Genomic DNA, 26,329 nt, shown 5'->3' on the forward strand with positions numbered 1-26,329 from the left:
CGGAGTCTAATTGATGAGCACACGCATTCACGCCCGCTACCTGATTGAGACGCCCTATCCGGTTGAGCACGCGGCTCAAGTCATGGCCGGTGAGCAGTCGTCCGGCACTTTTACTCGCTTAGCCAATGAAACCGATGCCTTGAGGGCAGCCCATGGGGCCGTCGTCGAAAATATTGAGACACTGGAGGCGGTAGAGGCACCTTCGCTGCCCATGCGCGCTGATTTGGCGCCGCAAGGCCACGCTCTGTTTCAGCGCGCACTAGTGGAGCTCTCCTGGCCGCTGGAAAACATGGGCCCCTCCCTGCCGAATCTAGTGTCTACCGTTGCGGGCAACCTGTTTGAGCTCAAAGAGTTTTCCGCACTGAAGCTACTGGATATCGACTTACCCAGCGCCTTCGCAGGCGCCTACCCTGGCCCACAATTTGGGATGTCGGGCACACGCCAGCTAACCGGTATTACCAGCGGCCCACTAATAGGCACCATTATTAAGCCCAGCGTGGGCTTATCTCCGACTGAAACCGCTGACATGGTGGCGCAACTTGTGGCGGGAGGTATTGATTTTATTAAAGACGACGAGCTGCAGGCCAACGGGCCCCATAACCCTCTGCGAGCGCGCGTCGATGCCATCATGCCGATTATCAACGCCCATGCTGAGCGCACCGGTAAAAAGGTGATGTACGCCTTTAATATCAGTGGTGATATCGACGAGATGCGCGCTCAGCATGACTACGTGGTGGCTGCTGGCGGCAGTTGCGTCATGGTTGCTGTTAACAGCGTTGGCTTAGCAGGTGTTGCGCACTTACGCCGCCACTGCCAGGTAGCGCTACATGGCCACCGCGCCGGCTGGGGCATGTTAAGCCGTTCACCTCACTTGGGGATGGCATTCGACGCTTACCATAAACTGTGGCGGCTAGCGGGAGTGGATCATATCCACGTTAATGGTCTACGCAATAAATTCAGCGAAGAGGACGCTAGTGTGATTAATAGCGCTCGCGCCTGCCAAGCAGCGATGTTTGAAGCACCTGCAGCGGGTTATCAGATTATGCCAGTCTTCTCTTCGGGGCAAAGCGCCGCCCAAGTGGCTGATACCTATCAGGCACTTGGCAATAGTGATCTGATTTACTGCTGTGGCGGCGGCATCATGGCTCACCCCGGCGGCATTTCTGGCGGGGTCGCCAGCCTGCGTCAGGCGTGGCAAGCCGCCATGGCGGGTATCCCGCTGGCAACCTATGCCCTTGGGCACCGAGAACTTGCCCAGGCCATGGAGACCTTTAGCGTATGAGCATGCCTCTTCTTCTCTCCTATTACGGCGATGACCTGACTGGCTCCACCGATGTGATGGAAGCGTTAAGCCTGAACGGGGTGGAAACAGTGCTTTTTCTGGCACCGCCCAGCGAAGAGCAATTAGCTCCATTTGCCGATTTTCAAGCGATTGGCCTAGCGGGTACCAGCCGCAGCGAATCACCTGAGTGGATGGAAACACACCTCACCAACGCCCTGGCATGGCTACAATCCCTTAACGCCTCACTGTGTCACTATAAGGTGTGTTCCACCTTCGATAGCGCACCGAATATTGGCAATATCGGCAAAGCGCTGGAAATAGGCAAAGCCCTGTTCGCGCAAAGCTGCGTGCCCCTGGTGGTCGGTGCCCCTCAGCTAAAGCGCTATACCGTTTTTGGCCAACATTTTGCCGCCTTCGATGGCGAGGTTCACCGTATTGATCGTCACCCTGTAATGAGCCGCCATCCAGTAACGCCCATGGCAGAAGCCGATTTAAGGCTTCATTTGGCTAAACAAACCCGACTCTCCATCGGTTTAGCCGACGTACTGTGCATCGAATCAGCCAATACCGGTTCCCAGGTTGACCAACTAAGCCGCTCGAATGACGTATTGCTCTACGACACGCTGAACCGCAACCATCAGGTAAAAGTGGGCGCACAGCTATGGCGAACGCGCTCGCCCGCTGGCAGCTATGTGGTGGGTTCGTCCGCCATAGAGTATGCGTTAGTAGATACTTGGCGAGAACAGGCCCTCATTCCCGTAAGCCCACCGCTGTTCTCCTCTCCTGGAGCGGTTGAACAAATTGCCGTGGTGTCGGGCAGTTGCTCTGAAGTAACTGCCCGGCAAATTCGACACGCGGAAACCAGAGGGTTTCGCGCTATTGCCATTGATGTCGTCAAACTTATCGACCCTCTGACGCATGCCGACACCATGAACAAGGCATTGAAAGAGGCTATCGAGGCACTCAGTCAGAACAAAAGCGTCATTGTGTATACGGCCATGGGGCCAAACAGCGATGCGGATGCTGTGCATCAGGGCGGGGAAAAGGCGCGCCACCTTATTGGTCGCTCTTTAGGTCAGTTATTACGCCAAATGGTAGAAGCCTATAGGCTTCAGCGCATAGTGATCGCTGGGGGCGACACTTCCAGCCATGCACTTAGCCAACTTGGCGTACACGCCCTTACCACGCGCCTACCGCTGCCGGAAACGCCGGGCTCACCGCTCTGCACCGCTCATAGCGACCAGCCAGCCTTTGATGGTTTGGAAGTCGCCTTAAAAGGCGGGCAGATCGGCAGTGAAAGCTACTTTGTGACTATTCGTGATGGCATAACCTAGGCGTCTTAACCCCACTAGTGTTGTAACGACCTGAATTCGGTAGGATTGGCGTCATCGCTCGTTTCGCTGCCCAGGATGCCCACTCCCCATGCTCAACGGAATTTGGTTAAGCTTCTTTATCGCTGCCTTTGCGGCTTCACTTTGGCAGTGGCTGGTGGGGGGCGATAGCGAGGTCTTTGCCCGTCTGGTGCAGTCACTGTTCGATATGGCGAAGGTAAGCGTCGATATCATTCTGGTGCTGCTGGGCACCATGACGCTATGGCTGGGGTTTCTTTCGATTGCCGAAAAGGCGGGCTTGATTCGTTTGCTAGGGCGGGTGCTCGACCCGCTGTTCTGCCGCTTAATGCCAGAGGTTCCCCGCGGCCACCCAGCTATGGGGCTGATCAGTATGAACTTCGCGGCAAATATCCTGGGTCTGGATAACGCCGCCACGCCGATTGGCATCAAAGCGATGCACTCGCTACAGAGCCTTAACCCCAGCAGTGAGACCGCCAGCAACGCGCAAATTCTGTTTTTGGTGCTTAACACCTCGTCACTCACGCTACTGCCGGTAACGATTTTTATGTACCGCGCACAGCAAGGCGCCGCCGACCCCACCCTAGTGTTTTTACCTATTTTGCTGGCCACAACCGCCTCCAGTCTGGCGGGGCTTTTGGCAGTGGCATTGATGCAGCGCTTAAAACTCTGGCAACCCGTGGTGCTAGCCTATTTATTAGCTGCTGCTCTAGCGTTGGGGCTACTGATCACCACGCTGGCAGGCATGTCCGCCCAGGCGCTGGCCGCAGCCTCTACGCTAGTCGGGAACCTGACGCTATTTAGCATCGTAATGATGTTTTTAGTGGTCGGGGCGTTACGGGGTGTGAGGGTGTATGACGCCTTTATCGAAGGTGCGAAAGAGGGGCTGAGCTTTACCATCACATTGCTGCCCTACTTGATTGCCATGCTGGTAGCGGTCGGCGTGCTGCGCGCCAGCGGCGTTTTAGACGCTGGCTTAGGCGGTATCCGCTGGCTGGTAGAGGGCTTTGGCTGGGACACTCGCTTTGTCGATGCGCTGCCCACCGCCTTTGTAAAGCCGCTTTCCGGTAGTGGCGCCCGCGCCATGATGATTGAAACCATGGACACCTTTGGCGTCGATAGCTTTCCAGGGTTGCTCGCCGCCACTATGCAAGGCAGCACCGAGACCACTTTCTATGTATTGGCTGTCTACTTTGGCGCCGTTGGCATTACTCGCATTCGCCACGGACTAGGCTGTGCGCTGGTCGCCGACTTGGCAGGCGTGACTACGGCGATTGCGGTGTGCTACTGGTTTTTTGGATAGCTGGCGTTCGCGGGCTTTCGTTCACTGGGCCCAGCGTCTACCTTTCAGGGGAGCCGCATTAAGGTCTACAGGCAGTAGATCTGGAGCTATCGCTAAGCAGTAGAAATGCGTTTAAACATTCGTTGCTCCCGAGTGTTTACCGTTCAAGGACGACAGGTGAGATATGGCAGGAGCAAGCAATATATTGATAGCGCTGGCAGCCTTGTGCTGGGGGATATCCGGGGGAATCGCAGGCATTTTGTTAGACGACGGCTGGGATGCAGCCGTCGTGTCATTTTATCGGGGGTTTGTAGGGCTTCTCTTCGCACTTGGGTGGCTGCTGCTTCAACGTCGGCATAGCGGCTTGAACAGCAAGCGGCTTTGGTTCTGGTCAGTGGTTGCAGGCCTGGGCGTCGCTGGCAATTTTACGTTCTATTTTCTTAGTATTGAGTATGGCAACGTTGCGGTCGCTGCCACCTTGATGTACTGCGCACCTGTTTTTGTCTACCTCGTCTCATTTGCCCTCAAACTAGAGCGCCCCACCGCTGCCAAGTGGCTGGCCATTGCGCTGGTCATGGTGGGTATTGTGCTGTTAACCAAGCTGTATGCCATCAGCGCCAGTGGTCTCTCGTTAATTGGCGTAGGCACCGGGCTGCTTGCCGGGCTCTCTTACGCAGCGTTCATTTTTGGTTTCAAGTATGCCGCGCCCCATGGCAGTCCCCAGGCAGTTCTTTCGGTTGCCTTCACCGTGCTGGCCATCGCACTGCTGTTACCAACGGATATTAGCCAGGCTGTCAGCGTCGTCAGCGCACCGGAGCTGCCGCTGTTTGTAGCGCTGGGCATTCTCGGCGCTGGGCTATCTTTTCTGCTGTACGTGGTAGGTATCAAGCATGCGGCACCTGCGCTGGCCTCCATGGTTGCCATGGTCGAGCCGATTACCGCTACCCTGTTTGGCGCAGCGGTGTTAAACGAAAGCCTGGGCGTTATTCAAATGGTAGGCATGGGGATCATATTGCTAACCGTCACCGCGCTGAGCGTTTCTTCCCGCTGATAGGCTTAACGGCTACACTCACCGCGCATGGGCGCACTCAATGCCTTGCGCAGCGCTGGCCCCACCAGTCCTTGCCCAATTAGCACGGTGAGCTTCGCGATGGCGGCTTCCAGGGTGATATCGCTGCCGGCAATCACGCCCGCTTGATTAAGTGCTGCGCCGGTGGCGTAGGCGCCCTGCACTACCTCGCCTTGGGCACACTGGGTGACGTTAAGCAGCGCGACGCCTCGCTCGTTAGCCGTCTTCAAGGCATTAAGCAGTTCGCCTTCAAAGCTAAGCGGGTTGCCAACCCCGTAGCTATACAGCACCAGCCCTTTTAGTGTTTTATCCTCCAGCAGCGCCTTGGCACGGCGCAGCGACATCCCTGGATGCAGCGGCAATACCGCTACCGCTTCATGGTTCACTTCAATAGGGGCAAAGTTGGGTAGTCCGCTCAGCAGCGCTGAGGGTTGGGGAAAACTAATGCCAATGCCCAGATTGGCAAGCCAGGGGAAGTTGGGTGAGTCGAAGGCATCTAAGCCTTGTGCGCGCACCTTACGAGCCCGGTTTCCACGCAATAGCCGATCGTGAAACGCCAGGGTGACTTCGCAAGGTGTCGCTGGGTGAGCTGCAAGCTGCAGCGCGCTGACTACATTGTTCAGCGCATCGCTTCTTGGCTCACCCAATGGAATTTGGGAGCCGGTAAAAATCACCGGCTTGTTCAACGCACCGAGCATAAACGAAAGCGTCGCGGCGCTGTAAGCCATAGTATCGGTGCCATGAAGCACAACAAAGGCATCATAAGCCTGCCAGTGCGTCTCCAATGCTGCCACCAAACGATTCCACGCCTCGGGCATTAACTCGGCGCTATCAATCAGCGGCTGCATCTCAATCACATCAAATGCTGGCAGCCGGTAAGGGTCACTCAGCGCCAGATGCGCCGCCAGGCGTTCGGCCAGCCCCGCGCAGGGTATATAACCTTGTGGCGATGGCTGCATACCAATAGTTCCACCGGTATAGAGCATCAGTACGCGGGGCATGGGCGCTCCTCTCCTTATCAGTACAATCTAGGTAACTGCTTACTTCGCAGGCGCGCCTTCCAGGCGCTGTTTTAACGCTTCGGCTTCTTCAGGCTCTAGCTCCCAGGCTTTTGGATCCAGGTCGAGATCCGGATGCTGATTCGCGTCAAAAATCGGCTGTTTGATTCCCTGCCGACGCTGCACATCGAAGTCTTTCAAAATACGCAGACCGCACTTGAACAGCATGATCAGCGCAATCAGGTTGACCACGGCGAGCAGCCCCATGGTGACATCCGCAAAGCCAAACACGGTGCCCAAATCAGTGGTCGCGCCCCAGCACACTAGCAGCACGATGGCCACGCGGAAGGCGTTAAACAGGTTCTGGTTGTCGCGGCTAAAGAAGTTAAGGCTATTCTCGCCAAGGTAGTAGTTGTAGAGAATGGTACTGAAAGCGAATAGCAGCAGTGCCAAGCTGACAAAGGTGCGGCCCCATTCACCCACATGATCAGCCAGTGCTGCCTGTGTCAAAGCGATGCCCTCAACGCCAGCGCCCGCAGCAGGGTCGTATACACCGCTGAGTAGAATCAAAAACGCCGTTGCAGAACAGATAATCACGGTATCGATAAAGACTGAGAACGCCTGCACGATGCCCTGGTTAGCCGGGTGCGGTACGTAGGCCACTGCCGCCACGTTGGGCGCACTGCCCAGGCCCGCTTCGTTAGAGAACAGACCGCGCTTCAGACCCATCATGATCGCCGTGCCAATACCGCCACCAATCAGTGGCTCAAGGCCGAAGGCACTCTTTACAATCAGCACAATCACGCCAGGGATTTCGGTAATATTCATGGCGATAACCAGCAGCGCAATGGCGATATAGCTGACCGCCATAAAGGGCACGAGAAACTCAGATATACGCGCAATACGCTTGATGCCGCCGAAAATAATCAGCCCGACCAGCATGGCCAGAGCTATGCCGCTATACAGCACCGGCACGCCGAAAGCATCGCCGAAAGAGGTTGCCACCGCATAGGATTGCAGCGCGGTAAAGGCAAAACCGAAGGTCAACAGTAACAGTACCGAATAAAAAGCCGCTAGCCAGCGCCACTGTTTTCCCAGTCCTTTAACGATGTAGTACGCCGGGCCGCCGCGGTAAGTGCCGTCGCCTTCGGCCTCTTTATAGGTCTGCGCCAGGGTGCACTCCAAAAAGCTGGTAGCCATACCCATCAAACCCACCAACCACATCCAAAAAATCGCCCCTGGACCACCCAGTGTAATCGCCACCGCTACACCGGCGATGTTGCCGCCACCTACACGCCCGGCAACCGAAAGCACCAGCGCCTGGAACGAGCTTAAATGGCCGTGTTTATTACGCTTAAAGGCTTGACCGGAACCGAGGATGCGAAACATCTCACCGAAATAACGAAACTGCACAAAGCGGGACGCAACGGTAAAACCGATGCCAACGCCCACCAGCAGCACTAGTAAAACCTTCCCCCACAGGAGGTCATTGAGCATATCGAGCATGTGATTCTCTCCGCGTTTTTGTATTAGCGTTATGTTTGAATTCGCGTCGTTTGCTATCGCGCTTTTGGAATTCGCGCCGCGGAGAATGTTTTACCAAGCGTTGGGCAGGATTAAATTTGGCGCAACGGTGCAGTTGTGTGCACTCGCTGCATCAGTGGGTGCACCATAGTGCATCAGGCGTATGGATGCCGTACAGCCCCGCGAGATGATGACCGCTAGTGAGAATGCACCGAGCAGTCATCTGATGGTGTTATTGCTATGCCCGCTTGAGAAGATGCACAAATTGACGTTAAATAACATCAATATTGATGCAGGCTAGTGAACGACTAGGCAGGAGTGAACGATGCGAACCACTGTTACCATCGACGATGAGCTGTACGAGCAAGCATTGGCGTTTGCCGAGCCGGGAATGGATAAACCATCAGACCTCTTTCGCGAGGCCATGAAGACCTATGTCCGCGTACAAGCCGGTCGGCGCCTTGCAGCATTGGGCGGGACTGCGCCAGAGATGCCCGACATACCCCGCCGTCGCGAGGAGCCTTCAGCGCAATGAGTGTGCTAGTCGACACATCGGTCTGGGTGGATCATTTCAGAAAACGCAACGATGCCCTGGTCGAATTGATCGAAAAGGATCTTGTACTGAACCACCCCATGGTGTTGGTTGAATTAGCCTGCGGGACACCTCCTTCCCCACGCACTCAAACGCTAGAGAGTGTCGCCCTCTTGCGATCCTGTCATCAGGCTAGTTTGTCGGAAGTGATGGCTTTCATCGAACGTGAAAAGCTCTATGGCCTGGGCTGCGGCTTAGTCGACATGTGCTTGCTTGCCTCAACACTTATCACGCCCGATACGCAGTTATGGACGCTAGACAAGCGTCTCGCGGATATGGCGGGCAAGTTCAATGCAGCCTACCAAGTCGCGATGCATTGAAAGCTGATCACAGTGCAGTTGTTGAACTCACTGCATTAGCAAGTGCAACAGAATCCATCACACGCAATTAGACCTTCTCGGCAATGCGGTGGGCTAACTTATGGATAAAGGGGCCGCTGATAAACGCAATGATCCCCGCGGCTGGCCATGCTAATAACCAAGCATGCAACCAGAGACTAAAGAAATTGGGATGTGCCCCAATATTAACGAACGTAATCCAAGCAGACATGATCAGCGTTAGCGTAAACGACATAAGAATAGCGAAGATAATTCTATGTTTCATGAAAAGCCCTTAGCTATCGTTTCACATGTATCAATCAAGGTGAGAAGGTCTATATTTAAGGCATTAAACCTACTCTGCGGGTAGCCTAGTACCAGCAAAGTAGGTTTATCGTTTTTGATTGACGCTTAAATGCCCGCTTTCGCCGCCCGAGCTGCATGGAGCTTTTTATAGCTTTCAATCAAGCGCTGGTGGCGCTCAAGGCCTTCTAGTTGCATGTTGGTTGGTGTCAAACCATGGAAGCGCACAGAACCTTCAACTGAGCCCACTACTGCGGCCATGGTATTTTCACCAAACATACGCTGGAAGTTGTGCAGGTAATCTTCAAGCTCAAGCTCGTCGTCCAACACAATTTCCAGTACCGCGTTCACCGCTTGATAGAACAGGCCGCGCTCGACGGTATTGTCGTTGTACTGCAGGAACATCTGCACGCAGTCCAGCGCCTCTTCATGGCGCTGTAGCGCTAGATAAACCAGCAATTTCAGTTCCAGAATGGTCAGTTGGCCCCACTCGGTGTTTTCATCAAACTCAATACCAATCAGCGTAATGATATCGGCGTGGTCATCCATCTGGCTCTCTTCCAGCCGCTCGACAAGGTCGGTGAGCTGATCGTCGTCGAGGCGGTGCAGGTTGAGAATATCTTCACGGTAATCCAGCGCCTTATTGGTGTTATCCCAGATCAAGTCCTCGATGGGATATACCTCCGAGTAGCCTGGCACCAGAATTCGGCACACCGGTGCGCCCAGGTCTTCGTGTACCGCCATATACACTTCAGCGCCCAGCTCTTCAAAGATACCAAATAGCGTTTCAGCCTCTTCTTCGTTGCTACCGGAGAAGTCCCATTCGCTGAACTCAAAATCAGGTTTGGCGCTAAAGAAGCGCCAGGAGACCACGCCTACCGAGTCGATAAAGTGCTCAACAAAGTTGTTAGGCTCGGAAACCGTCTGTGAGTTAAAGGTCGGCAGCGGCAGGTCGTTAAGCCCTTCGAAACTGCGGCCCTGTAGCAGCTCGGTGAGGCTGCGCTCCAGCGCCACTTCAAAGCTCGGGTGGGCGCCAAAGGAGGCAAACACGCCGCCGGTACGCGGGTTCATCAAAGTGACGCACATTACCGGGAACTGCCCGCCCATGGAGGCATCTTTGACCAACACCGGGAACCCCTGGGCTTCCAGTGCGTTAATGCCCTCTACTATGCTTGGGTATTTCGCTAATACGTCCTGCGGTACGTCTGGGAGGGTTAGCTCCTGCTCAAGGATTTCCCGCTTTACCGCTCGCTCGAAAATTTCCGACAGGCACTGCACCTGAGCTTCCACCAGGGTATTGCCCGCACTCATGCCGTTGCTGAGGAACAAGTTTTCGATCAGATTCGAGGGGAAATAAACCGTTTCGCCATCAGATTGGCGCACAAAGGGCAACGACACGATACCGCGGTCTTCGCGGCCGGAGTTGGTATCAATCAGATTCGAGCCACACAGCTCGCCTTCGGGGTTGTAGATATCAAGGCAGTGTTCATCGAGAATCCCTTCGGGGAGCTCGTCATTCGGCCCTGGCTTGAACCACTTCTCATTTGGGTAGTGAACAAATGCGCTATTGGCGATCTCTTCACCGAAGAACTGGTCGTTATAGAAGAAGTTACAGCTTAAGCGCTCGATAAACTCGCCAAGCGCCGAACACAGGGCGCTCTCTTTGGTCGCGCCTTTGCCGTTGGTAAAGCACATCGGGGAGGCCGCATCGCGAATATGCAGCGACCAGACGTGGGGCACAATATTACGCCAGGAGGCAATCTCGATCTTCATGCCCAGGTCAGCCAGAATCGCGCTCATGTTGGCGATTGTCTGTTCTAAGGGAAGATCTTTACCTTCGATGTAGGTACTGCCGCCTTCCGGTGCGCCCATAAGCAGCGCCTGGGCGTCCTCGTCGATATTTTCTACCGTCTCGATTTGGAAATCAGGGCCGGTTTGCACCACCTTCTTAACCGTGCAGCGATCAATGGAGCGCAGAATGCCCTGGCGGTCTTTTTCAGAAATATCTTCAGGCAGCTCGACCTGGATTTTGAAAATCTGCTTATAGCGGTCTTCCGGATCGACGATATTATTCTGGGAAAGACGAATATTCTCGGTAGGAATATCCCGGGCGTTGCAGTACACCTTTACAAAGTAGGCAGCGCACATGGCAGACGACGCCAGGAAGTAGTCAAACGGCCCCGGTGCCGAGCCGTCGCCTTTATAGCGAATCGGCTGGTCGGAGATAACCGTAAAATCGTCGAACTTGGCCTCCAAGCGGAGGTTGTCGAGATAGTTAACTTTGATTTCCATGAGCGGGCATCCGGAGCAATGAGTTTGCCTATCAGTAGGCAGTAGGCGAATTGCGGCCCATTATCCAGTTTTTTACCCGCTTCGTCTTGGTCAGTCTCCCAAATCATCTACCACATGTCGTGCAAAAATGGTTGTGCTTGCTGAAGCAGCAACTCGGGGTTCGCTTACATAGATGACCAATCTATTGCGCTTGCATCATACGCTCCGCCTCAGCTTCGCTAACCCCGAGCATCAGTAAAATCTGGCGTTGTGTGGCTACTAACACCTGCTTTCGCTCCACCTCCCCCGGCAAACTTTTGGCAATGGCTACCGCCCCTACCAGAGAGGCCAATATGACCCGGGATTTATCAGCAATCTCTTTGCGGTCATTGGCAAAGGGAAGTTGTTTCAGCTTACTCAGCGCTATCAATCGCGTTTCAAGCATCTTTTTCATACTCATATATGACGCTTCAAACAGGGTACGGATTTCGGCTTTTTCACTGCCAATTTCGTTGAACAGTACCGCTTCGGGCCCCGGCTTATGCTTAGCTTCCAGCTCTTGGAGATTGCAGTAGTTGGCGACTAACTCGGTTAAGTGCTGTAACGAAAGCGGGCCTTTTACCAGTCTAGCCGCCCGGCTGTTATCAATGGTTAGGCGAACAGACTCATTGTAAAGGGCCTCTTTTGAAGCGAAATGCGCATAAAAGGCGCCATGGGTCATCTTGGCTAGCTTCATGATCTGGCCAATCGATACCTTTTGAAACCCATTGCGGCTGAATAGCTCTGTCGCCGAAGCCAAAATGCGCTCTTTGGTTTTCGATTTATGGCTCTTGGGATAAGGCATATCTACCTCGTCAGCTAAATATTATCTTGATCATATATTGCCCATTGCTAGGGTGACCATATCAATAACTCAGGAGTCACTATGCACTCACCTATCGTGATTACTGGCATGGGTATGGTCAGCCCGCTAGGCAACAGCGTCAACACAAGTTGGCAGCGACTGGTTAACGGTCAGTCTGGCATCAGCACCATTGACCGCTTTGACACTAGCAGTATCCCAATCAAAATTGCCGGAGTGGTGCCGAGCATTAGCCATGACCCCATCGGCGGTATTGACCTGGATGAGATAGCCGACCCCAAAGAGCAGCGCAAAATGGACTTGTTCAGCCTCTACGCATTGGCGGCAGCCAAAGAGGCACTGTCACAGGCCAACTGGTTCCCCGATGAGCAGGCCCAAAAACGCAGAACGGCCACCATTATCGGTTCTGGCATTGGCGGTTTCCCGACCATTACGCAAGCTCAAAAAACCCTTGCTGAGCGCGGCTATCGCAAACTTTCCCCCTTCACGGTGCCCGCCTTTCTAGCCAATTTGGCTGCGGGCAATCTGTCCATTCGTTACGGCTTTCAAGGCCCACTGGGGTGCCCAGTAACGGCTTGCGCGGCAGGTCTACAGGCGATTGGCGACGGTATGCGCATCATACGCAACGGAGAAGCCGATGTTGCCGTCGTAGGCGGCGCTGAGGCGTGTATTGACCCCCTTTCACTGGCCAGCTTTAACGCTCTAAAGGCCGTTTCCACAGAAGCAGACAACCCCGAACGCGCGTCCAGGCCCTTTGATAAAGCCCGTAACGGTTTTGTGATGGGAGAAGGCGCTGGCGTTATGGTGATAGAAACGCTTGAGCATGCGGTCGCCCGGGGCGCAACGCCGTTAGCGGTGATTAGCGGCTACGGCACCAGCGCAGATGCCTATCATCTAACGGCAGGCCCAAAAGATGGGGCTGGCGCAGCAGCAGCGATTCAAGCGGCGCTAGGCATGGCGAACCTCACCACTGATGCTATTGACCACATCAATGCCCACGCCACCTCGACGCCCGTTGGCGACCGGGCTGAAATTGCCTCATTGCGTAACGTATTTGGTGAGCGCTTGCCCGCCATCCCTATTTCGGCAACGAAGGCCGCCACAGGTCATCTATTAGGCGCAGCGGGGGGCATTGAGAGTATTTTTTCTGTACTAGCAGCCAATACGCAGCAGCTTCCGCCCACCATCAACCTTGAGCACTGCGATGACGATATGCAGGATTTAACCTTCGTCACGGCAACTGATCAGAAACACGTCACTAAGCATGTACTGTGCAATGGATTCGGCTTTGGTGGCGTTAATGCGGCGCTTATTGTTAGCAGTATTGAGCGTTAAAAGCGGATGGAGAAAACCGATCTGCCACTGGCTATGATCGGTTTTTCTAAACCCTGTTGTCACCCTGCCTTGCATAGAAACGGCAGCACCTCCTCAAGTAGTTTTTCAGGGATTTCCTCGGCGATGTAGTGGCCGCAAGGGAGCGCTTTGCCGTCGACTTGGGTGGCAACCTTGCGCCATTCAGCCAAGGCATCAAAACATGCTTCAATGGCACCTTCCGCGCCCCACATCACTTTTATCGGGCAAGTGAGTTTTACGCCCGCATCAATATCGGTCTGATCATGCTCCAAATCGATGGTGGCGCTGGCGCGGTAGTCGCCGCAAATGCCGGTGGCGGTACCGGGGAGCGACAAGCAGCGCTCATATTCGGCCAGGGCTTCCGGGGAGAAAGGCGCCATACCGGCACTGCGGGCACCCATTACGCTTTTCAGATACTGGGCGGGATCGCTCTGGATCAGCATTTCCGGCAGCGGCCGGGGGCGAATCAAGAAGAACCAGTGCCAGTAACTGCGTGCAAAGGCTTCGGTAGTGCCACGATACATGGCAAGCGTCGGGGCGATGTCCAACAGCACCATGCGCTCTACTCGCTCCGGGTGATCGACACCTAAGCGGTGGGCGACCCGCGCGCCTCGGTCATGGGCCAGCACTTTGAAATACTCGAAACCCAGCGCGCTCATTAGCTCAGCCATATCGTTCGCCATGGCACGCTTGGAGTAATTAAGGTGCTCAGGGTCGTCGTCAGGTTTACTGCTGTCGCCATAACCGCGCAGATCCGCTGCGATAACTGTGAAATGTTGGGCAAGTTCTTCTGCCACTTTGTGCCAAATAACATGGGTCTGAGGGTGGCCATGAAGCAACAGTAGCGCAGGCCCACTGCCGCCCTGTCGAAAAGCGATCTCGACGCCATTAACGTGGCGCGACAATTTTTCAAACCCATGAAACATGGCTTACTCCTGGTTTGTTACAGAAGCCTTTTACTGTGCATGTTAGTAATGTAGCTGACTATAATATAGCCGTGACGGCATGGGTTGCCCGGCAAATGAGAAAGCGTTGCACTCTGAGGCGTGAACCATCACATTAGGCAGCCACGACAACAAGAGAATCGAGTCACCCCATGCATGACGATTTTGTGGCCAACCTGCGCCTGCTCTGCAGCTACTACCCGTCTATTGCAGAGGTTTGTCGGCGTTTAACGATCAACCGTGCTCAGTTTAACCGCTACCTGAGTGGCCGCTACCGCCCCAGCCACGCTGCCCTGCAGCGAATTTGCCACTTTTTTGGTGTCACCACTGAGGATATCGCGCTTCCCCACCACGATTTTCGTGCCCTGGTGCAAACCGGCCAGCTGAAGTCAGAAGCAACCCCAGCAGCATTGCCGTGGCCGAACGCACTGGTTCAGCGCGGCAGCGAAGGCATGGAGCGCTATATCGGCCGCTACTTTGAGCTTTATCACTCAATGTCGCGGCCGGGGCAGTTAATGCGAACCTTGGTGTGCCTGGAAGCGCGGGAAGGTGGCGTAGTCTATCAGCGCACCGAGCGGATGCAGACCACGCCCGGCTCTCGACCGTGTCACAATCGCTATGTGGGCACCGCGGTGAAGCTTGCGGATCGACTCTTTTTGGTCGACCACGAAACCCTTAACGGCCATGAAATCACTCAGACGATTCTGTTTCCGAGCTTTCAGAGCCAAGTGACGCGTTTGACCGGCTTAAAAATGGGCGTAGCGGATAACAGCGAGCGCATGCCCTGCTGTGTGCGGGTGGTGTATCAGCGTCTGGATGAACAGGTCAGCCTGCGTGAGGCGCTGGCACAGTGCGGTTTAATAACACTGGATGACCCTTCACTTGATGACGCCTTAATAGCCGCCACTCGAAACGATGTGGCCGCTGACGAGCACCACTTTCGTGCTCGTCACTAGAGCAAGTATGTTTAGGAAGACGTTAAGTGGCAGGCACCAACACCTGCTGAAACAGAATCTTTTCAAAGTGCTCCATGGGCTCGACAGATTTCAACGTCTTGGCACGTAGAATAGCGCCTTCCCAGCCGGTAAGAATAAAGCTGGCGAGCGCTTCTGGGGGCGTATGGGTGGCAATATCTCCCCGCGCCTGGGCATCTTGCAGGCAGCGCACAAAACGCTGCTCCCAGCGCTGAAAGACTAGATTTAGCGCATCACGGAAGGTATCGCTCTGACCCGAAAGTTCTTGGCCAAGGTTGCCGATCAAACAGCCCGTGGTGTGGTCGCACTCGTGCATATGCGCACGGCCAGCCGCGAAGTAGCGTTTTAGACGCTCAAGCGGCGGCGTGTCATTATCTTCTAGTAGCGTCACCAGCGTTTCATCATAGCTGGCGGCAAAGCGCTCGATTACCGCCAGCCCGAAATCTTCTTTGCTGGAAAAGTAGTGATAGAAAGAGCCCTTGGGCACACCGCACGTTTTTAAAACGGCATTAATGCCCGTCGCGTTGTAGCCTTGCTGACTAATCAGCTGGGCGCCGCTATCGATTAATTTGTCGCGCGTTGCGGTATTTTTCATATGTTTAAAGTAGACCAGTCAGTCTATTGCTTTCAAGTGAGAGAAAGCCAAGTGAATAAAAGCCAATTTGTAAGAAAGCAAAGTGTGTGGCAGTTGCATATTATTTGCACATTGTTTGACTAATGGCTGCTTAACAGTGCGCGATGCTAGCATCATACGCTTATTTTTCAGGAATTTTCGCTCCCAACGGATGACGCGCGGTAATGACTCTTTCTCGCTATTACGCTACGAATCAACATGGCCGCATTCGCTTGGGTGCCGTGGTTGCATTATTGATTCTTATTACCACCTTGACCCTTGCTTGGTGGATCGTTACTCAACCACCCCGGATAGAGCGTACCCCACCGCCTGAGCCTCTGCCTAGTGTGGTAGACGTCGTTACGGTGAGCGCTAGTGACCAGGCACCCAACCTATACGCTTTTGGGCGCGTAGAAGCAGAGCAGGAAACGATGCTGGCCAGCCGTGTCGCGGGCCAGTTGGAGCGTTTTGCTGATAACGTTGTGCCCGGTCAGGTGATCGAGCAGCAGGCCCCTGTAGCCTATATAGACCAAGCCGACTTGGCCCTGAGCCTTGAAGATGCTGAAGCGCAACTAGCCAATGCTCAAGCGCAACTGGCGCTAGAGCAGGCGGAGCAGCAACGCGCCCGCAGCGAGTACGAATCTTTTGGTCGTCAGCTCTCAGCAGAACGGCGGTCACTGGTACTACGCGAGCCGCAGCTGCGCCAAGCACAGGCCCAAGTCACCCAAGCACGGGTGGCCCGCGACCAAGCGGCGCTGAATGTAGATCGTGCCACCCTCACCGCACCCTGGCGGGCCATGGTGCAAGAGCGCTTGGTCGGCGCCGGCAGCCTGCTAAGCCAGGGTACAGAAGTAGTGCACTTGGTGGGCGTTGAGCAGTTCTGGGTGCGCGCCTCGCTGCCCGGTGAGTGGACGGAGTGGCTGGAAGCGGGCAGCAGCGTTACGTTAACCAGTCGCGGCTGGCCCGAAGGCGCCACACGCGAAGGAACCCTGGTCTCTATGCTACCCAGCCTTGAAGAGAATGGCCTGCAGGCGCAGCTGTTGATTGCGGTTAACGACCCGCTCGCCCTAGAGACCGACGGCCCTGCCCTACGCCTGGGCGATGTCCTACGCGCCTCTTTTCAACCGGCTATTCAGGAGCAACTTATTTCACTGCCTTCTGCGGCTCTTCGCCCAGGTGACGTAGCGTGGCGGGTAGATGAAGACAATCGCCTGCGCCGGACGTCGGTCACCCTGGCTTATCGCGGGGAAGATGACGCTTTGATTCGTAGCGGCTTGGAACCCGGTCAGCAGGTCGTCACAGCGGGTTTGGCCCAACCTAGGGAAGGCCAACTCGTGCGCATTCGTCGCCCTAACGAGACCCCGGCTCAAGCAGGAGATGAATCGGGAGATGAGTCATGAAGGTACCACGCGGCCCATTGGCATGGATGGTGGATCACGGGGTAGCCCCTAATTTACTGATGGTGCTGTTTATCGTCGGCGGCCTAATGGCCTCGCTTGCGATTAAAAAGGAAGTGTTTCCTGAATTCGACATCGAAGTGGTGCAAGTCACTATCAGCTACCCTGGCGCCACACCGGAGGATGTGGAACAGAGCCTGCTGCTACCGGTGGAAGCCGCGATTGCCGATGTAGAGGGCATCGACGAGCTGACCGCCACGGCCAGCGAAGGCAGTGCCAACGTCAACGCAACGTTGATAGATGGTGTGGATGTGATGCGCGCCTATCAGGATATCCAGCAGGCGGTGAACGCCATCACTACCCTGCCCAGCGCTGCCGACCCACCGCGCTTTACCCTCGCGGGGCGTTCCCGCAGCGTGTTGAGCCTACAGGTTTACGGCCACGTCGGTCTGGAGGCACTGCACAACGCGGCCGAAGATGTGCGCGGTGAACTGCAAGCCACTTCCGGCATCTCCCGTGCGGAGCTATCCGGCAACCGCGAGCGGGAGATTCAAGTTCACTTGGATGAAGAGGCCATCGAGCGCTATGGCCTCGATCACCAGGAACTGGCCAGCCGCATTGCCGAAGAAGCCCTTGACCTCGCTAGTGGCCAGCTCACAACGGAAGAAGGTGAGTGGCTGATTCGCTATCAGGGGCGGCGTAACAGCGCCGAGGCCTTTGCCGAGCTGCCGATTCTGATCAGCACCCAGGGGGCGCCGATTACCCTGGGCGAGATCGCCAGGGTCAGCGATGGCTTTGCCGAAACCGACCGGGAAGAGTTTTATAACGGCCAGCCCGGTCTCTCAGTGGACGTTTACCAAATTGGTGACCAAACCCCGACCAGTATTTCAGAAGCGGTCAATGGTGAGCTTGAGCGCCTGCGCGCCGGGATGCCGGAAGGCGTTAGCCTGGATATTTCCCGCGATAGCTCAGAAATTTACGAAGACCGCCTTAGCCTGCTGTTAAAAAACGCCTGGATGGGCCTAGCGCTGGTATTGGTGCTCATGGCGCTATTTTTGGAAGCGCGGCTGGCATTCTGGGTCACCCTGGGCATCCCAACTGCGTTTCTGGGTGCCATGCTGTTTCTGCCCTGGATTGGCGTCTCGCTCAACATGATGTCGATGTTCGCTTTTATTATCGCCCTGGGAATCGTGGTAGATGACGCCATTATCGTGGGTGAGAATATCTACAGCTACCGGGAAGAGGGTTATTCACTGCGCGATGCGGCGGTAAAAGGCGCCAGCGAAATTGCTACCCCGCTCACGTTTGCCATTCTGTCCAATATCGTCGCTTTCCTGCCGCTGCTATTTTTACCCGGCTTTTTGGGGCTAATTTTTGCCACCGTGCCAGTTGTAGTGGTAACCGTCTTTTTAATCTCCTGGCTGGAAGCCTTGGTGATTCTGCCTGCCCACTTGGCACATAGTCGCAAGCCCCGCCAAACCCCGGCTTGGCAGCGCCCCCTTGAAGCGCTACGCCAACGTCTTCAGGGCGGCCTACACCACTTCACTTATCGCCAGTTCGAACCGTTCCTGCAGCGCGCCCTCAATCAGCGCCTGCTCAGCATTTCGCTGGGTATCGCGATTCTGCTGATCGCGCTCTCCTGGGCGATGAGTGGACGTTTGGGCTTTTCCCTAATGCCACGAGTTGAGTCGGATCAGGTGCAGGCCACGGTCACCCTGCCCATTGGCAGCAATATCAGCGTTAGCCGCGAGCTAAGCCAACAGCTGCTCGACGCCGCCGATGCCCTCAGCGATCGCGAAGAAACGCTAAGCTTTAGCAGTTCACGCAGCCGCCTGGACGGCGAAAGTTTGGAAGTACGTTTGGATATTGCCAGCGAGAGCCTGGAAGCGTGGCCACCCTCGCGTATCGCCCGGGAGTGGCGTGATCTCACCGGCGACCTGCTCGGCGCCCAGTCGGTGCGTTTTGAAGCCGATGTCGGCGGGCCCGGTAGCGGCGCGGCACTCAGCCTACGTCTATCGCACCCTGATACTCATGTGCTCGAAGCCGCCGCCGAACGCTTAGCGGAAACGCTGGGCGGCTATGGCCTCACGGATATCGACAGCGGCCTTGGCGATGGTAAACCGCAGTTAGAGATGCGTCTTTCTGCCGAAGGCCGCGCCTTGGGGCTCACGGGTAATAATCTGGCCCAAGCCCTGCGCGGGCCACTCCAGGGCGCCACTGCGCTTGAACAGTACGTGGGGCGCAGCGAAATCAGCGTTGAGGTACGTTTACCCAACGACAACCGCGACAGTTTGAACGAGCTCTACCGCATGCCGGTGCGCACGCCTGATGGGCTGAGTGTGCCGCTTTCCAGGGTGGCCGACATTACCATCAGCCAAGCCTCTAGCAGCCTTGAACGCATTAACGGGCGGCGGATTATTACCGTCACCGCTGACTCGGAAAGCGATGTGGCCATCAATCAAGTGCTTGCCACGTTACAGGAAGAGGTGTTCCCCAATCTGGAAGCGACTTGGCCTGGGCTGGAAGTCAGCATGGGGGGCCGTCAGCAGGATACCGCCGACAACTTAGCCACGCTCAAAACCTCCATGTGGTTAATGATTGCCGCGCTCTATGCACTGCTGGCGATCCCGTTTAGAAGCTACCTACAGCCGCTGCTGGTGCTGGCCGCGATCCCCTTTGGCATTGTTGGCGCCGTCGCTGGACATATGATCATGGGTTTCGGGCTATCCATCATTAGCCTACTGGGTATGCTGGCGCTCTCAGGCGTGGTCATCAACGACGCCCTGGTGCTGATTGATTACGCCAACCGTAAACGCCGTGAGGGCATGGCCGCCCGGGAAGCCATTGTGGCAGCAGCCACCCGACGCTTACGCCCAATAATGATGACCACGCTGACGACCTTTCTAGGTCTGGCACCGATGATCCTGGAAACCTCCAGACAAGCGCGCTTTATGATCCCCATGGCGATCTCGCTCGGCTTCGGTATGCTTTTCGCCACATTGATACTGCTGATCCTGGTGCCCTGCCTCTATCTAGGCATGGAAAATGTTCGCGAACGTCTCAGCGCACCACGCCAACCTGCACTGGATAAAAAGCCTAGCCAAGAAAAAGGAGCCCACTGATGGCCTTGCCCACAGCGATACGTCAATGGCGCCCCTCTCGGCTGGGGCTAAAACTGTTCGTCATTATTCTCAGTGTCAATGTAGCAATCTCAGCCAGTATGTTTCTTGCCGTCTCGTACAGTATTGACCGCGGCTTTCTCGACTACCTCAACCAGGCTCAAGAGCGCCGCGCCACCCTGCTGGCCGATGGCCTCGTCACTCGCTGGGAAACCCAGCAGAGCTGGGAGTGGCTGGAGCAGTCACCGGAACGCTGGCCGTATATTGTCCGCTTTGAACTGGGGCAGGAGCACCGTGACCGCCCCTCGCCACTCGGCGAGGCACGTGATTTTACCCTGCGCGCAGCGGATGACCGCTTTGTGGTGCCGCCCAGGAGCGGGCGTGAAGGCTCGGGGAGTTGGCATTGGCTCACCCTGCGTAGCGGCGATACCCATATCGGCTCGTTGGGTTTTCGGCCACCCCGAGAGATGATGGAGCGCATGGAGAGTCGCTTTCTTGAGCGACAGCAGCGCAACCTAGTGCTTATCGTGGTATCACTCGGCATTGCCTCGCTGCTGCTGGCAGGCGGGCTCTCATGGTGGCTGGGGCGACGCACTCGAGCACTTGCGGGCGCCACGCTGCGACTTACCGAGGGCGACTATCGCACCCGTCTTCCTGAACGCGGTCGCGATGAGCTATCGCGCTTGGCGCGCGACTTCAACGTATTGGCGGCAACGCTGGAAGCCAGCCGCGATGCCCGCGCCCGCTGGGTTTCTGATACCGCCCACGAGCTTCGCACACCGCTGGCGGTGCTGCGCGGTGAGATCGAAGCCATGCAGGATGGTATTCGCCCGTTGAATCAAGAGAACCTTAGCTCCCTCGCCCAAGAGGTGGGGCAGCTAGAGCGCTTAGTGGCAGATTTACGCTTGCTATCGCAAAGCGACGCAGGCGCGCTGGATATTCAACTGGCGCCGATGGATCTTAGCGACTGCCTTGCCAGCCGCCTGACCGACGCCGACCGCTGGTTAGTCGAAAGCGGTTTAACGCTGACCGAACAGATCAAGCCTGGCATTATGATTCGTGGCGATGCCCAACGCCTGCGCCAGCTCTGGAACAACCTGTTGGATAACAGCTGCGCCTACACCCAACCGCCGGGCGAGCTGCGTGTTACGCTCACCGCACAGCAGGGAATGGCAGTAGTCATCTGGGAAGACAGCACGCCGGGCGTGCCGGAAAATGTGTTGGCGCGCTTGACCGAGCGGCTTTATCGCGTGGAAGGCTCGCGCAGCCGTGCCAGCGGCGGCAGCGGGTTGGGGCTCTCCATTGCGAGCGCTCTGGTCAATGCCCATGGTGCAACGCTAACGCCCTCTATCTCAACGCTAGGGGGGCTACGTTGGACGCTGCGTTTTCCGCTGTTGGCTGCTGATTAATATTTCAAGAACTGATACTACAAGAACCGTTAAGCCCTGCTTTCACGTTCACTGTTAAGCGAGTCTACCCCTATGTCTCATGCCGCCTCTTTACTGATTGTCGAGGATGAACCAAAAATTGCCCGCCTGATGGAGGACTACCTAACCACCCACGGTTTTGAGGTAACCACCCTTGGCCATGGCGATGAGGTGATACCCTGGCTGGAGCAGCACTCCCCTGCGTTGGTGCTACTCGATATCATGCTGCCAGGTAAAGATGGCCTCACCCTAAGCCGGGAAATACGTCAAAAGTGGCCTACCATTGCGATCATTATGGTCACCGCCAAAGTGGAAGAGGTGGATCGATTGCTGGGGTTGGAGCTGGGCGCCGATGATTATATCTGCAAGCCGTTCAGCCCCCGTGAAGTTGTCGCCCGAGTGAAAGCGGTGCTACGCCGTAGCCAAGCGGCGGCCGATGCCCCATCCGAGGTGCAAAACGCAGCGGTGGTATTAAACGAAGATGGCTGGCAGGCGCTCGCCCACGGGCAGGATTTAGGCCTAACGGCAGTAGAGTTTCAGCTATTGCGGGTGATGATGCAGGCGCCGGGGCGAATTTTCAGCCGCGAACAGTTAATGGATCATATGTATCGCGACAACCGCATCGTCTCGGAGCGCACCGTGGACAGCCACATCAAAAAGCTGCGCAAGAAGATCCACGAAGCGCTGCCTGAACTGGAAATCATTCGTTCGGTATATGGCGTCGGCTATAAGTATCAGCCGGAGGGGTAAGGATTGACCTGCCGATTAAGAAACGCGATGCCCGCATCTATGGCGCCGCCACGCAGCAGGAAGCTAGTAATGTGGCCACGCCAGCGCTGCAGGTAAAGCTCGCTCTCTATATTGTTGTCCTGCAGGGCTTGATAAAAGTCCGTAGCGTGATCCACCGGCACCAGTTGATCCCACTTGCCGTGAAACAGAAAAAACGGTGGCGCCTGTGGGGTAAGTTGCCGCGCGGGTGAGGCTAGGCGATATGCTTCGTTTTCTTCCGCGCGGGTACCGCCGATAAAGTCGACGACTAAGCGCCCATCATCAAATTTGAGTAAATCACTGGGTAGTCCCCCAGCCAATACTGCAGCCAAACGGCTCTGCTCGCCGCCGTAGGGTTCGGCCAGCGGCCCTTCTGCTCCCGCCACCGCCAGCAAGCTCACCAAATGCGCACCGGATGAAAACCCAACGCCTACAATTCGGTTTGTATCCACTTGCCACTCGTCGGCATTAGCGTGAATCCAGGTCATCGCCTGCTGCAAATCATGCAGCTGACTAGGGAAGCGATATTCAGGCGCAAAACGGTACTCAATATTCACCGCTACGTAGCCCTGACCAGCTAGCTGTTCAGCGATGCCCTGCATATCTTCCGGTGTGCGATTACGCCAGCCGCCGCCATGCACCACCAAGGCAGCAGGTCGCAACCCACCGTTCGAGTCGTCGGGTAGATAAACATCGGCTGCTAACGCCTGGGGCCACTCTTTCGGCGTATAAGTGACAGGTGCCAAGCGCGTAAAAGGCTGGGGGTCGCGCAGCACACTGCTTTCAATCGCGGGCTCACCTTGGCTAAGGTGTTGGGCAGCGCTACAGCCACTAAGCATTAAGGCAATTGCCCCCAGGCCAGTCACGCGGCGGAGGGAGGTAAACGCGCAATGCTGCTGCCATACGCGAAGTTGCTCGGTTCGCGACATCATACTTCTCCTTGAAAATTAAGTGACCCCTCACCTAGCGACTACGACCTGCAACAAGCCAATAAGATCATGATTGTTGCACACTCTGTGCAAACGTTTTGCACGCCGCCTATGGATACTGTGATCGTCAACTCATCAGGAGAAAACTTATGAACGTTTCAAGTGCTAGGAAACTGTCATTTCGCCAACTGTTTGCCCCTGCCCTGCTGGCTGTCGCCATTATGCCATTAGCGTTTACCGCCCAAGCGCATAGCCACGGTGACCATGAAGGCCAAGGCCCAGATCGCGAACGCATGGAAGAGCGCATGGAGGAGCGTCGCCAGGAAGTGTACGAGCGTGCAGATATCTCAGCAGAGAAACAGGCTGAGCTTAACGAAGCACACGTTGAACATCGCGAAGCCATGCAGGCACTGCGTGAAGAACATCACGAGCGGGTAGCTGAGATTCTTACAGAAGAAGAGCAACAAGCACTGCGCAACGCCATGCAAGAAGCCCATGAAGAGTACCGCGGCAAGCACGGTAAACGTGGTCATCACGAGGGTAATAGTGACGAGAGCGCTGATAGCGAATAAACGCAGGCCTAGCCTCGAACTTTGATCCAACGCCCGGTTTTTCCGGGCGTTTTTGTGTCTGCGCCTTGATCAGCAGACTGCTAACTCCACGCTAATTCAACTCATATAGGGGAGGTTAACTTGAAGGGGAACAGTTAATCGCGTATTTTATTTGAACGTTCATTCAAAATAAAAATTCATCTTTCAACAACAGGAGTCCGCCTGCATGGCGAAAGACAATCCCATCCTCCCCTCCCGAGACCGCCTCAATCCCGTGGTTTTCCACGGCAGCGTGGCCGGTATTCTTATCTTTTTAGTGCTTACGATGCTGTTCACCGAGCAAGCCGGCGCTTTTTTTGATGCCGGGCTTGCCTGGGTCAGCAAAACCTTTGGCTGGTACTACATGCTGGCGATCGTTGCCTACCTGACATTTGTGGTCGCTATTGGCATGTCACGCTTTGGCAGTATTCGCCTAGGGCCCGATCACTCACGACCCGAGTTTTCGCTACTCTCCTGGTCAGCCATGCTGTTTGCCGCGGGTATTGGGATCGACCTGCTGTTTTTCAGCGTTGCCGAGCCAGTGGCCCACTATTTGGCACCGCCGGATTTAACCCCGGAGAGCCAAGCTGCGATGCGTAACGCCGTCGTTCAAACCTATCTGCACTGGGGGCTCTCCGGCTGGGGGCTGTACGTGTTGATGGGTATGGCGCTGGCCTACTTTAGCTACCGCCACCGCCTGCCGTTGGCAATCCGCAGCGCGCTCTACCCGATACTGGGTAAGCGCATTCACGGCCCCATTGGCAACGCGGTGGACATTACCGCGGTTATTTCTACCGTGTTCGGCATTGCTACCAGTCTGGGTATCGGGGTAATGCAGCTCAACTACGGCCTCACCTATATGTTCGGCGTGCCGGAAACGCTCACCGTGCAGGTGATTTTGATCGTACTGGTGGTGGTATTAGCAACGATTTCTGTGGTGACCGGGGTTGAGAAAGGCATTCGCCGCCTCTCCGAGTTCAACATGCTGCTGGCATTGGCGCTGATGCTGTTTGTGCTCTTTTCCGGCGACACCCTGGTACTGCTGGATAAAGTGGTCAATAACGCCGGTGATTATCTGTCCGGCTTTGTCGGTGCAAGCTTTGATACCTACGCCTTTGCCGATGAGGGCGCCCAAGAGTGGAAGATGTGGTGGACGGTCTTCTTCTGGGGCTGGTGGATTGCCTGGACACCCTTCGTCGGCCTTTTCCTGGCCCGCATCTCCCGTGGCCGTACCATTCGTGAGTTTGTCGCAGGCGCCTTGTTTATTCCGCTGGCCTTTATGATGGTATGGATGTCGGTATTTGGTAATAGCGGCATCGAGCTGGTCGCCAACCAAGGTGTGGCCGAGCTGGGTGAGCAGGCCCTTAACACCCCGCAAACCACGCTCTACACACTGCTTGAGTACTATCCTTACGTTGGCCTAACCGCGGCAGTTGTCACCGTGCTGGGCATCGTCTTCTTTATTACCTCAGCGGACTCAGGGGCGCTGGTTCTGGCTAACTTCACCTCTATTTTGAGCGACGTGAACCACGATGCGCCGGTAAAGCTGCGTATTTTCTGGTCAGCAGTCATCGGCTTGATCACTATCGCCCTTCTAATGGCCGGTGGCTTGAACGCGCTTCAGAGTGCCGTCGTTATCACCGCACTGCCCTTCTCATTAGTTATTTTCGCAGTGATGGTGGGTATGTATAAAGCGCTGAAACTGGAAGGCAAAAAAGCCGATGCCCGCCGCATGATTGCTGGTGGCGCGCCCGGTGGAGACTGGCGGGAGCGCCTGGATCGCGCCCTGGATACCTCTAATCGTGCGGGCGCCGCTGCGACGATTGAGCACTCCATTCGCCCAGCGATGACGCAGTTTGCTCAGGAGCTTGAAAGCCGTGGCCAAACCGCCAATGTGACCGAAGAGCACGTTGAGGGCGAGGCGCTGCCGAACTTGACCCTTCAGGTCGACTTCGGCGAAGCCACCAGCTTTGTCTATCAGGTCTGCCCACACCGCATGCGCACACCAAGCTTCATCCCGGCCGATGACGACTTCTATGTACGTCTGGATGTCTACTTGGCGGAAGGGGGTCAAGAGAAAGACCTAAACGGCTACACCCGTGGTCAGGTGATTGGTGATTTAGTAGCTGAGTATGAGCGCCACTTACACTTCCTCACCTTGGCCGGTGAGCAGATGGGCCATGTGCAGGCGATGCCTGGCACCATCGGCGAACCGCCTGAAGACTCGCAGATATAAATAAGCATCTGCGCTTAGCCTAAAAAAATCCCAGCCAAGCGGCTGGGATTTTTTTATGCGCGAACGACTCCGCGACTAACGACTTGTTGTGCAAATTTCACCGCAGGCGTAGCGTAATGGCTTGTTTTCC

22 protein-coding genes are annotated in these 26,329 nt (G+C 55.8%); 14 read left to right on the top strand and 8 right to left on the bottom strand.

The window, feature by feature from the left end; all coding sequences use genetic code 11:
- The first annotated feature begins 13 nt into the window (after positions 1-13).
- The 4 genes from KF947_RS05785 to KF947_RS05800 all read left to right on the top strand — a co-directional run bounded on the left by KF947_RS05785 (position 14) and on the right by KF947_RS05800 (position 4,964).
- Positions 14-1,282 (top strand): ribulose-bisphosphate carboxylase large subunit family protein, encoded by a 1,269-nt coding sequence (locus tag KF947_RS05785; protein ID WP_227405711.1) that lies wholly within the window; start codon positions 14-16, stop codon positions 1,280-1,282.
- Positions 1,279-2,616: a four-carbon acid sugar kinase family protein gene (locus KF947_RS05790; protein WP_227405712.1), complete on the top strand. Its 1,338-nt coding sequence runs from the start codon at positions 1,279-1,281 to the stop codon at positions 2,614-2,616. The genes KF947_RS05785 and KF947_RS05790 overlap by 4 nt, the downstream gene beginning before the upstream one ends.
- 88 nt (positions 2,617-2,704) lie before the next feature.
- Positions 2,705-3,934 carry a nucleoside recognition domain-containing protein gene (locus KF947_RS05795; protein WP_227405713.1) on the top strand — a complete coding sequence of 410 codons (1,230 nt, stop codon included), beginning with the start codon at positions 2,705-2,707 and terminating at the stop codon, positions 3,932-3,934.
- A 163-nt stretch (positions 3,935-4,097) separates the two neighbouring features.
- On the top strand, positions 4,098-4,964 hold the full coding sequence (locus KF947_RS05800) for a DMT family transporter (protein WP_227405714.1): 867 nt from the start codon (positions 4,098-4,100) through the stop codon (positions 4,962-4,964).
- 5 nt (positions 4,965-4,969) lie between these two features.
- Here the strand turns inward: KF947_RS05800 and KF947_RS05805 are convergent, their stop codons facing one another.
- The gene (locus KF947_RS05805) at positions 4,970-5,983 is read right to left on the bottom strand and encodes an asparaginase (protein ID WP_227405715.1); all 1,014 of its coding nucleotides are present in this window, start codon (positions 5,981-5,983) and stop codon (positions 4,970-4,972) included.
- Positions 5,984-6,022: 39 nt separating this feature from the next.
- A complete protein-coding gene (locus tag KF947_RS05810; protein WP_227405716.1) occupies positions 6,023-7,486 on the bottom strand; it encodes an alanine/glycine:cation symporter family protein in 1,464 nt (487 codons plus the stop codon).
- A 343-nt stretch (positions 7,487-7,829) separates the two neighbouring features.
- Between KF947_RS05810 and KF947_RS05815 the strand changes: the two genes are divergently transcribed.
- A complete protein-coding gene (locus KF947_RS05815; RefSeq protein WP_133729830.1) occupies positions 7,830-8,039 on the top strand; it encodes a type II toxin-antitoxin system VapB family antitoxin in 210 nt (69 codons plus the stop codon).
- Positions 8,036-8,416 carry a type II toxin-antitoxin system VapC family toxin gene (locus KF947_RS05820; protein WP_133729829.1) on the top strand — a complete coding sequence of 127 codons (381 nt, stop codon included), beginning with the start codon at positions 8,036-8,038 and terminating at the stop codon, positions 8,414-8,416. Before KF947_RS05815 ends, KF947_RS05820 begins: the two co-directional genes overlap by 4 nt.
- Positions 8,417-8,483: 67 nt before the next feature.
- Here KF947_RS05820 and KF947_RS05825 read toward each other — a convergent pair whose 3' ends face one another.
- The 3 genes from KF947_RS05825 to KF947_RS05835 form a co-directional block, all read right to left on the bottom strand.
- Positions 8,484-8,699 (bottom strand): DUF2798 domain-containing protein, encoded by a 216-nt coding sequence (locus KF947_RS05825; protein ID WP_133729828.1) that lies wholly within the window; start codon positions 8,697-8,699, stop codon positions 8,484-8,486.
- A 125-nt stretch (positions 8,700-8,824) separates the two neighbouring features.
- Entirely contained in the window at positions 8,825-11,008 is a 2,184-nt protein-coding gene (locus KF947_RS05830; protein ID WP_227405717.1) for an OsmC domain/YcaO domain-containing protein, read from the bottom strand.
- Positions 11,009-11,189: 181 nt separating this feature from the next.
- Positions 11,190-11,831: a TetR/AcrR family transcriptional regulator gene (locus tag KF947_RS05835; RefSeq protein ID WP_133729826.1), complete on the bottom strand. Its 642-nt coding sequence runs from the start codon at positions 11,829-11,831 to the stop codon at positions 11,190-11,192.
- Between the two features lie 81 nt (positions 11,832-11,912).
- Between KF947_RS05835 and fabF the strand changes: the two genes are divergently transcribed.
- Entirely contained in the window at positions 11,913-13,184 is a 1,272-nt protein-coding gene (gene fabF, locus KF947_RS05840; protein WP_227405718.1) for a beta-ketoacyl-ACP synthase II, read from the top strand.
- 59 nt (positions 13,185-13,243) lie between these two features.
- Here fabF and KF947_RS05845 read toward each other — a convergent pair whose 3' ends face one another.
- On the bottom strand, positions 13,244-14,128 hold the full coding sequence (locus KF947_RS05845; RefSeq protein ID WP_227405719.1) for an alpha/beta fold hydrolase: 885 nt from the start codon (positions 14,126-14,128) through the stop codon (positions 13,244-13,246).
- Between the two features lie 170 nt (positions 14,129-14,298).
- Between KF947_RS05845 and KF947_RS05850 the strand changes: the two genes are divergently transcribed.
- On the top strand, positions 14,299-15,102 hold the full coding sequence (locus KF947_RS05850; protein ID WP_133729823.1) for a helix-turn-helix domain-containing protein: 804 nt from the start codon (positions 14,299-14,301) through the stop codon (positions 15,100-15,102).
- A 22-nt stretch (positions 15,103-15,124) separates the two neighbouring features.
- Here KF947_RS05850 and KF947_RS05855 read toward each other — a convergent pair whose 3' ends face one another.
- A complete protein-coding gene (locus tag KF947_RS05855; RefSeq protein ID WP_133729822.1) occupies positions 15,125-15,715 on the bottom strand; it encodes a TetR/AcrR family transcriptional regulator in 591 nt (196 codons plus the stop codon).
- 203 nt (positions 15,716-15,918) lie between these two features.
- Between KF947_RS05855 and KF947_RS05860 the strand changes: the two genes are divergently transcribed.
- The 4 genes from KF947_RS05860 to KF947_RS05875 all read left to right on the top strand — a co-directional run bounded on the left by KF947_RS05860 (position 15,919) and on the right by KF947_RS05875 (position 22,426).
- A complete protein-coding gene (locus KF947_RS05860) occupies positions 15,919-17,133 on the top strand; it encodes an efflux RND transporter periplasmic adaptor subunit (RefSeq protein ID WP_227405720.1) in 1,215 nt (404 codons plus the stop codon).
- Entirely contained in the window at positions 17,130-20,252 is a 3,123-nt protein-coding gene (locus KF947_RS05865) for an efflux RND transporter permease subunit (protein WP_227405721.1), read from the top strand. Before KF947_RS05860 ends, KF947_RS05865 begins: the two co-directional genes overlap by 4 nt.
- Positions 20,252-21,658, top strand: a complete 1,407-nt coding sequence (locus KF947_RS05870; RefSeq protein WP_227405722.1) for an ATP-binding protein — start codon at positions 20,252-20,254, stop codon at positions 21,656-21,658. Before KF947_RS05865 ends, KF947_RS05870 begins: the two co-directional genes overlap by 1 nt.
- Before the next feature lie 72 nt (positions 21,659-21,730).
- Positions 21,731-22,426 (top strand): response regulator, encoded by a 696-nt coding sequence (locus tag KF947_RS05875; RefSeq protein ID WP_133729818.1) that lies wholly within the window; start codon positions 21,731-21,733, stop codon positions 22,424-22,426.
- On the opposite strand, the gene KF947_RS05880 is transcribed toward KF947_RS05875, so the two are convergent.
- On the bottom strand, positions 22,411-23,373 hold the full coding sequence (locus KF947_RS05880) for an alpha/beta hydrolase (RefSeq protein WP_133729817.1): 963 nt from the start codon (positions 23,371-23,373) through the stop codon (positions 22,411-22,413). The two genes, KF947_RS05875 and KF947_RS05880, sit on opposite strands and share 16 nt — an antisense overlap.
- Before the next feature lie 149 nt (positions 23,374-23,522).
- Here KF947_RS05880 and KF947_RS05885 point away from each other — a divergent pair, with 149 nt between their 5' ends.
- Positions 23,523-23,945, top strand: a complete 423-nt coding sequence (locus KF947_RS05885) for a hypothetical protein (RefSeq protein WP_133729816.1) — start codon at positions 23,523-23,525, stop codon at positions 23,943-23,945.
- Between the two features lie 205 nt (positions 23,946-24,150).
- Positions 24,151-26,199 carry a choline BCCT transporter BetT gene (gene betT / locus KF947_RS05890; RefSeq protein ID WP_133729815.1) on the top strand — a complete coding sequence of 683 codons (2,049 nt, stop codon included), beginning with the start codon at positions 24,151-24,153 and terminating at the stop codon, positions 26,197-26,199.
- The last annotated feature ends 130 nt before the right edge of the window (positions 26,200-26,329 follow it).

This window comes from Halomonas sp. FeN2 (genome assembly GCF_020595105.1).
GTDB lineage: Bacteria > Pseudomonadota > Gammaproteobacteria > Pseudomonadales > Halomonadaceae > Vreelandella > Vreelandella neptunia.

Excerpts from the sequence above, each read along its gene's own strand:
- KF947_RS05785 (WP_227405711.1), top strand. The coding sequence starts at position 14 with ATGAGCACACGCATTCACGCCCGCTACCTGATTGAGACGCCCTATCCG.
- KF947_RS05790 (WP_227405712.1), top strand. The coding sequence starts at position 1,279 with ATGAGCATGCCTCTTCTTCTCTCCTATTACGGCGATGACCTGACTGGC.
- KF947_RS05795 (WP_227405713.1), top strand. The coding sequence starts at position 2,705 with ATGCTCAACGGAATTTGGTTAAGCTTCTTTATCGCTGCCTTTGCGGCT.
- KF947_RS05800 (WP_227405714.1), top strand. The coding sequence starts at position 4,098 with ATGGCAGGAGCAAGCAATATATTGATAGCGCTGGCAGCCTTGTGCTGG.
- KF947_RS05805 (WP_227405715.1), bottom strand. The coding sequence starts at position 5,983 with ATGCCCCGCGTACTGATGCTCTATACCGGTGGAACTATTGGTATGCAG.
- KF947_RS05810 (WP_227405716.1), bottom strand. The coding sequence starts at position 7,486 with ATGCTCGATATGCTCAATGACCTCCTGTGGGGGAAGGTTTTACTAGTG.
- KF947_RS05815 (WP_133729830.1), top strand. The coding sequence starts at position 7,830 with ATGCGAACCACTGTTACCATCGACGATGAGCTGTACGAGCAAGCATTG.
- KF947_RS05820 (WP_133729829.1), top strand. The coding sequence starts at position 8,036 with ATGAGTGTGCTAGTCGACACATCGGTCTGGGTGGATCATTTCAGAAAA.
- KF947_RS05825 (WP_133729828.1), bottom strand. The coding sequence starts at position 8,699 with ATGAAACATAGAATTATCTTCGCTATTCTTATGTCGTTTACGCTAACG.
- KF947_RS05830 (WP_227405717.1), bottom strand. The coding sequence starts at position 11,008 with ATGGAAATCAAAGTTAACTATCTCGACAACCTCCGCTTGGAGGCCAAG.
- KF947_RS05835 (WP_133729826.1), bottom strand. The coding sequence starts at position 11,831 with ATGCCTTATCCCAAGAGCCATAAATCGAAAACCAAAGAGCGCATTTTG.
- fabF (WP_227405718.1), top strand. The coding sequence starts at position 11,913 with ATGCACTCACCTATCGTGATTACTGGCATGGGTATGGTCAGCCCGCTA.
- KF947_RS05845 (WP_227405719.1), bottom strand. The coding sequence starts at position 14,128 with ATGTTTCATGGGTTTGAAAAATTGTCGCGCCACGTTAATGGCGTCGAG.
- KF947_RS05850 (WP_133729823.1), top strand. The coding sequence starts at position 14,299 with ATGCATGACGATTTTGTGGCCAACCTGCGCCTGCTCTGCAGCTACTAC.
- KF947_RS05855 (WP_133729822.1), bottom strand. The coding sequence starts at position 15,715 with ATGAAAAATACCGCAACGCGCGACAAATTAATCGATAGCGGCGCCCAG.
- KF947_RS05860 (WP_227405720.1), top strand. The coding sequence starts at position 15,919 with ATGACTCTTTCTCGCTATTACGCTACGAATCAACATGGCCGCATTCGC.
- KF947_RS05865 (WP_227405721.1), top strand. The coding sequence starts at position 17,130 with ATGAAGGTACCACGCGGCCCATTGGCATGGATGGTGGATCACGGGGTA.
- KF947_RS05870 (WP_227405722.1), top strand. The coding sequence starts at position 20,252 with ATGGCCTTGCCCACAGCGATACGTCAATGGCGCCCCTCTCGGCTGGGG.
- KF947_RS05875 (WP_133729818.1), top strand. The coding sequence starts at position 21,731 with ATGTCTCATGCCGCCTCTTTACTGATTGTCGAGGATGAACCAAAAATT.
- KF947_RS05880 (WP_133729817.1), bottom strand. The coding sequence starts at position 23,373 with ATGTCGCGAACCGAGCAACTTCGCGTATGGCAGCAGCATTGCGCGTTT.
- KF947_RS05885 (WP_133729816.1), top strand. The coding sequence starts at position 23,523 with ATGAACGTTTCAAGTGCTAGGAAACTGTCATTTCGCCAACTGTTTGCC.
- betT (WP_133729815.1), top strand. The coding sequence starts at position 24,151 with ATGGCGAAAGACAATCCCATCCTCCCCTCCCGAGACCGCCTCAATCCC.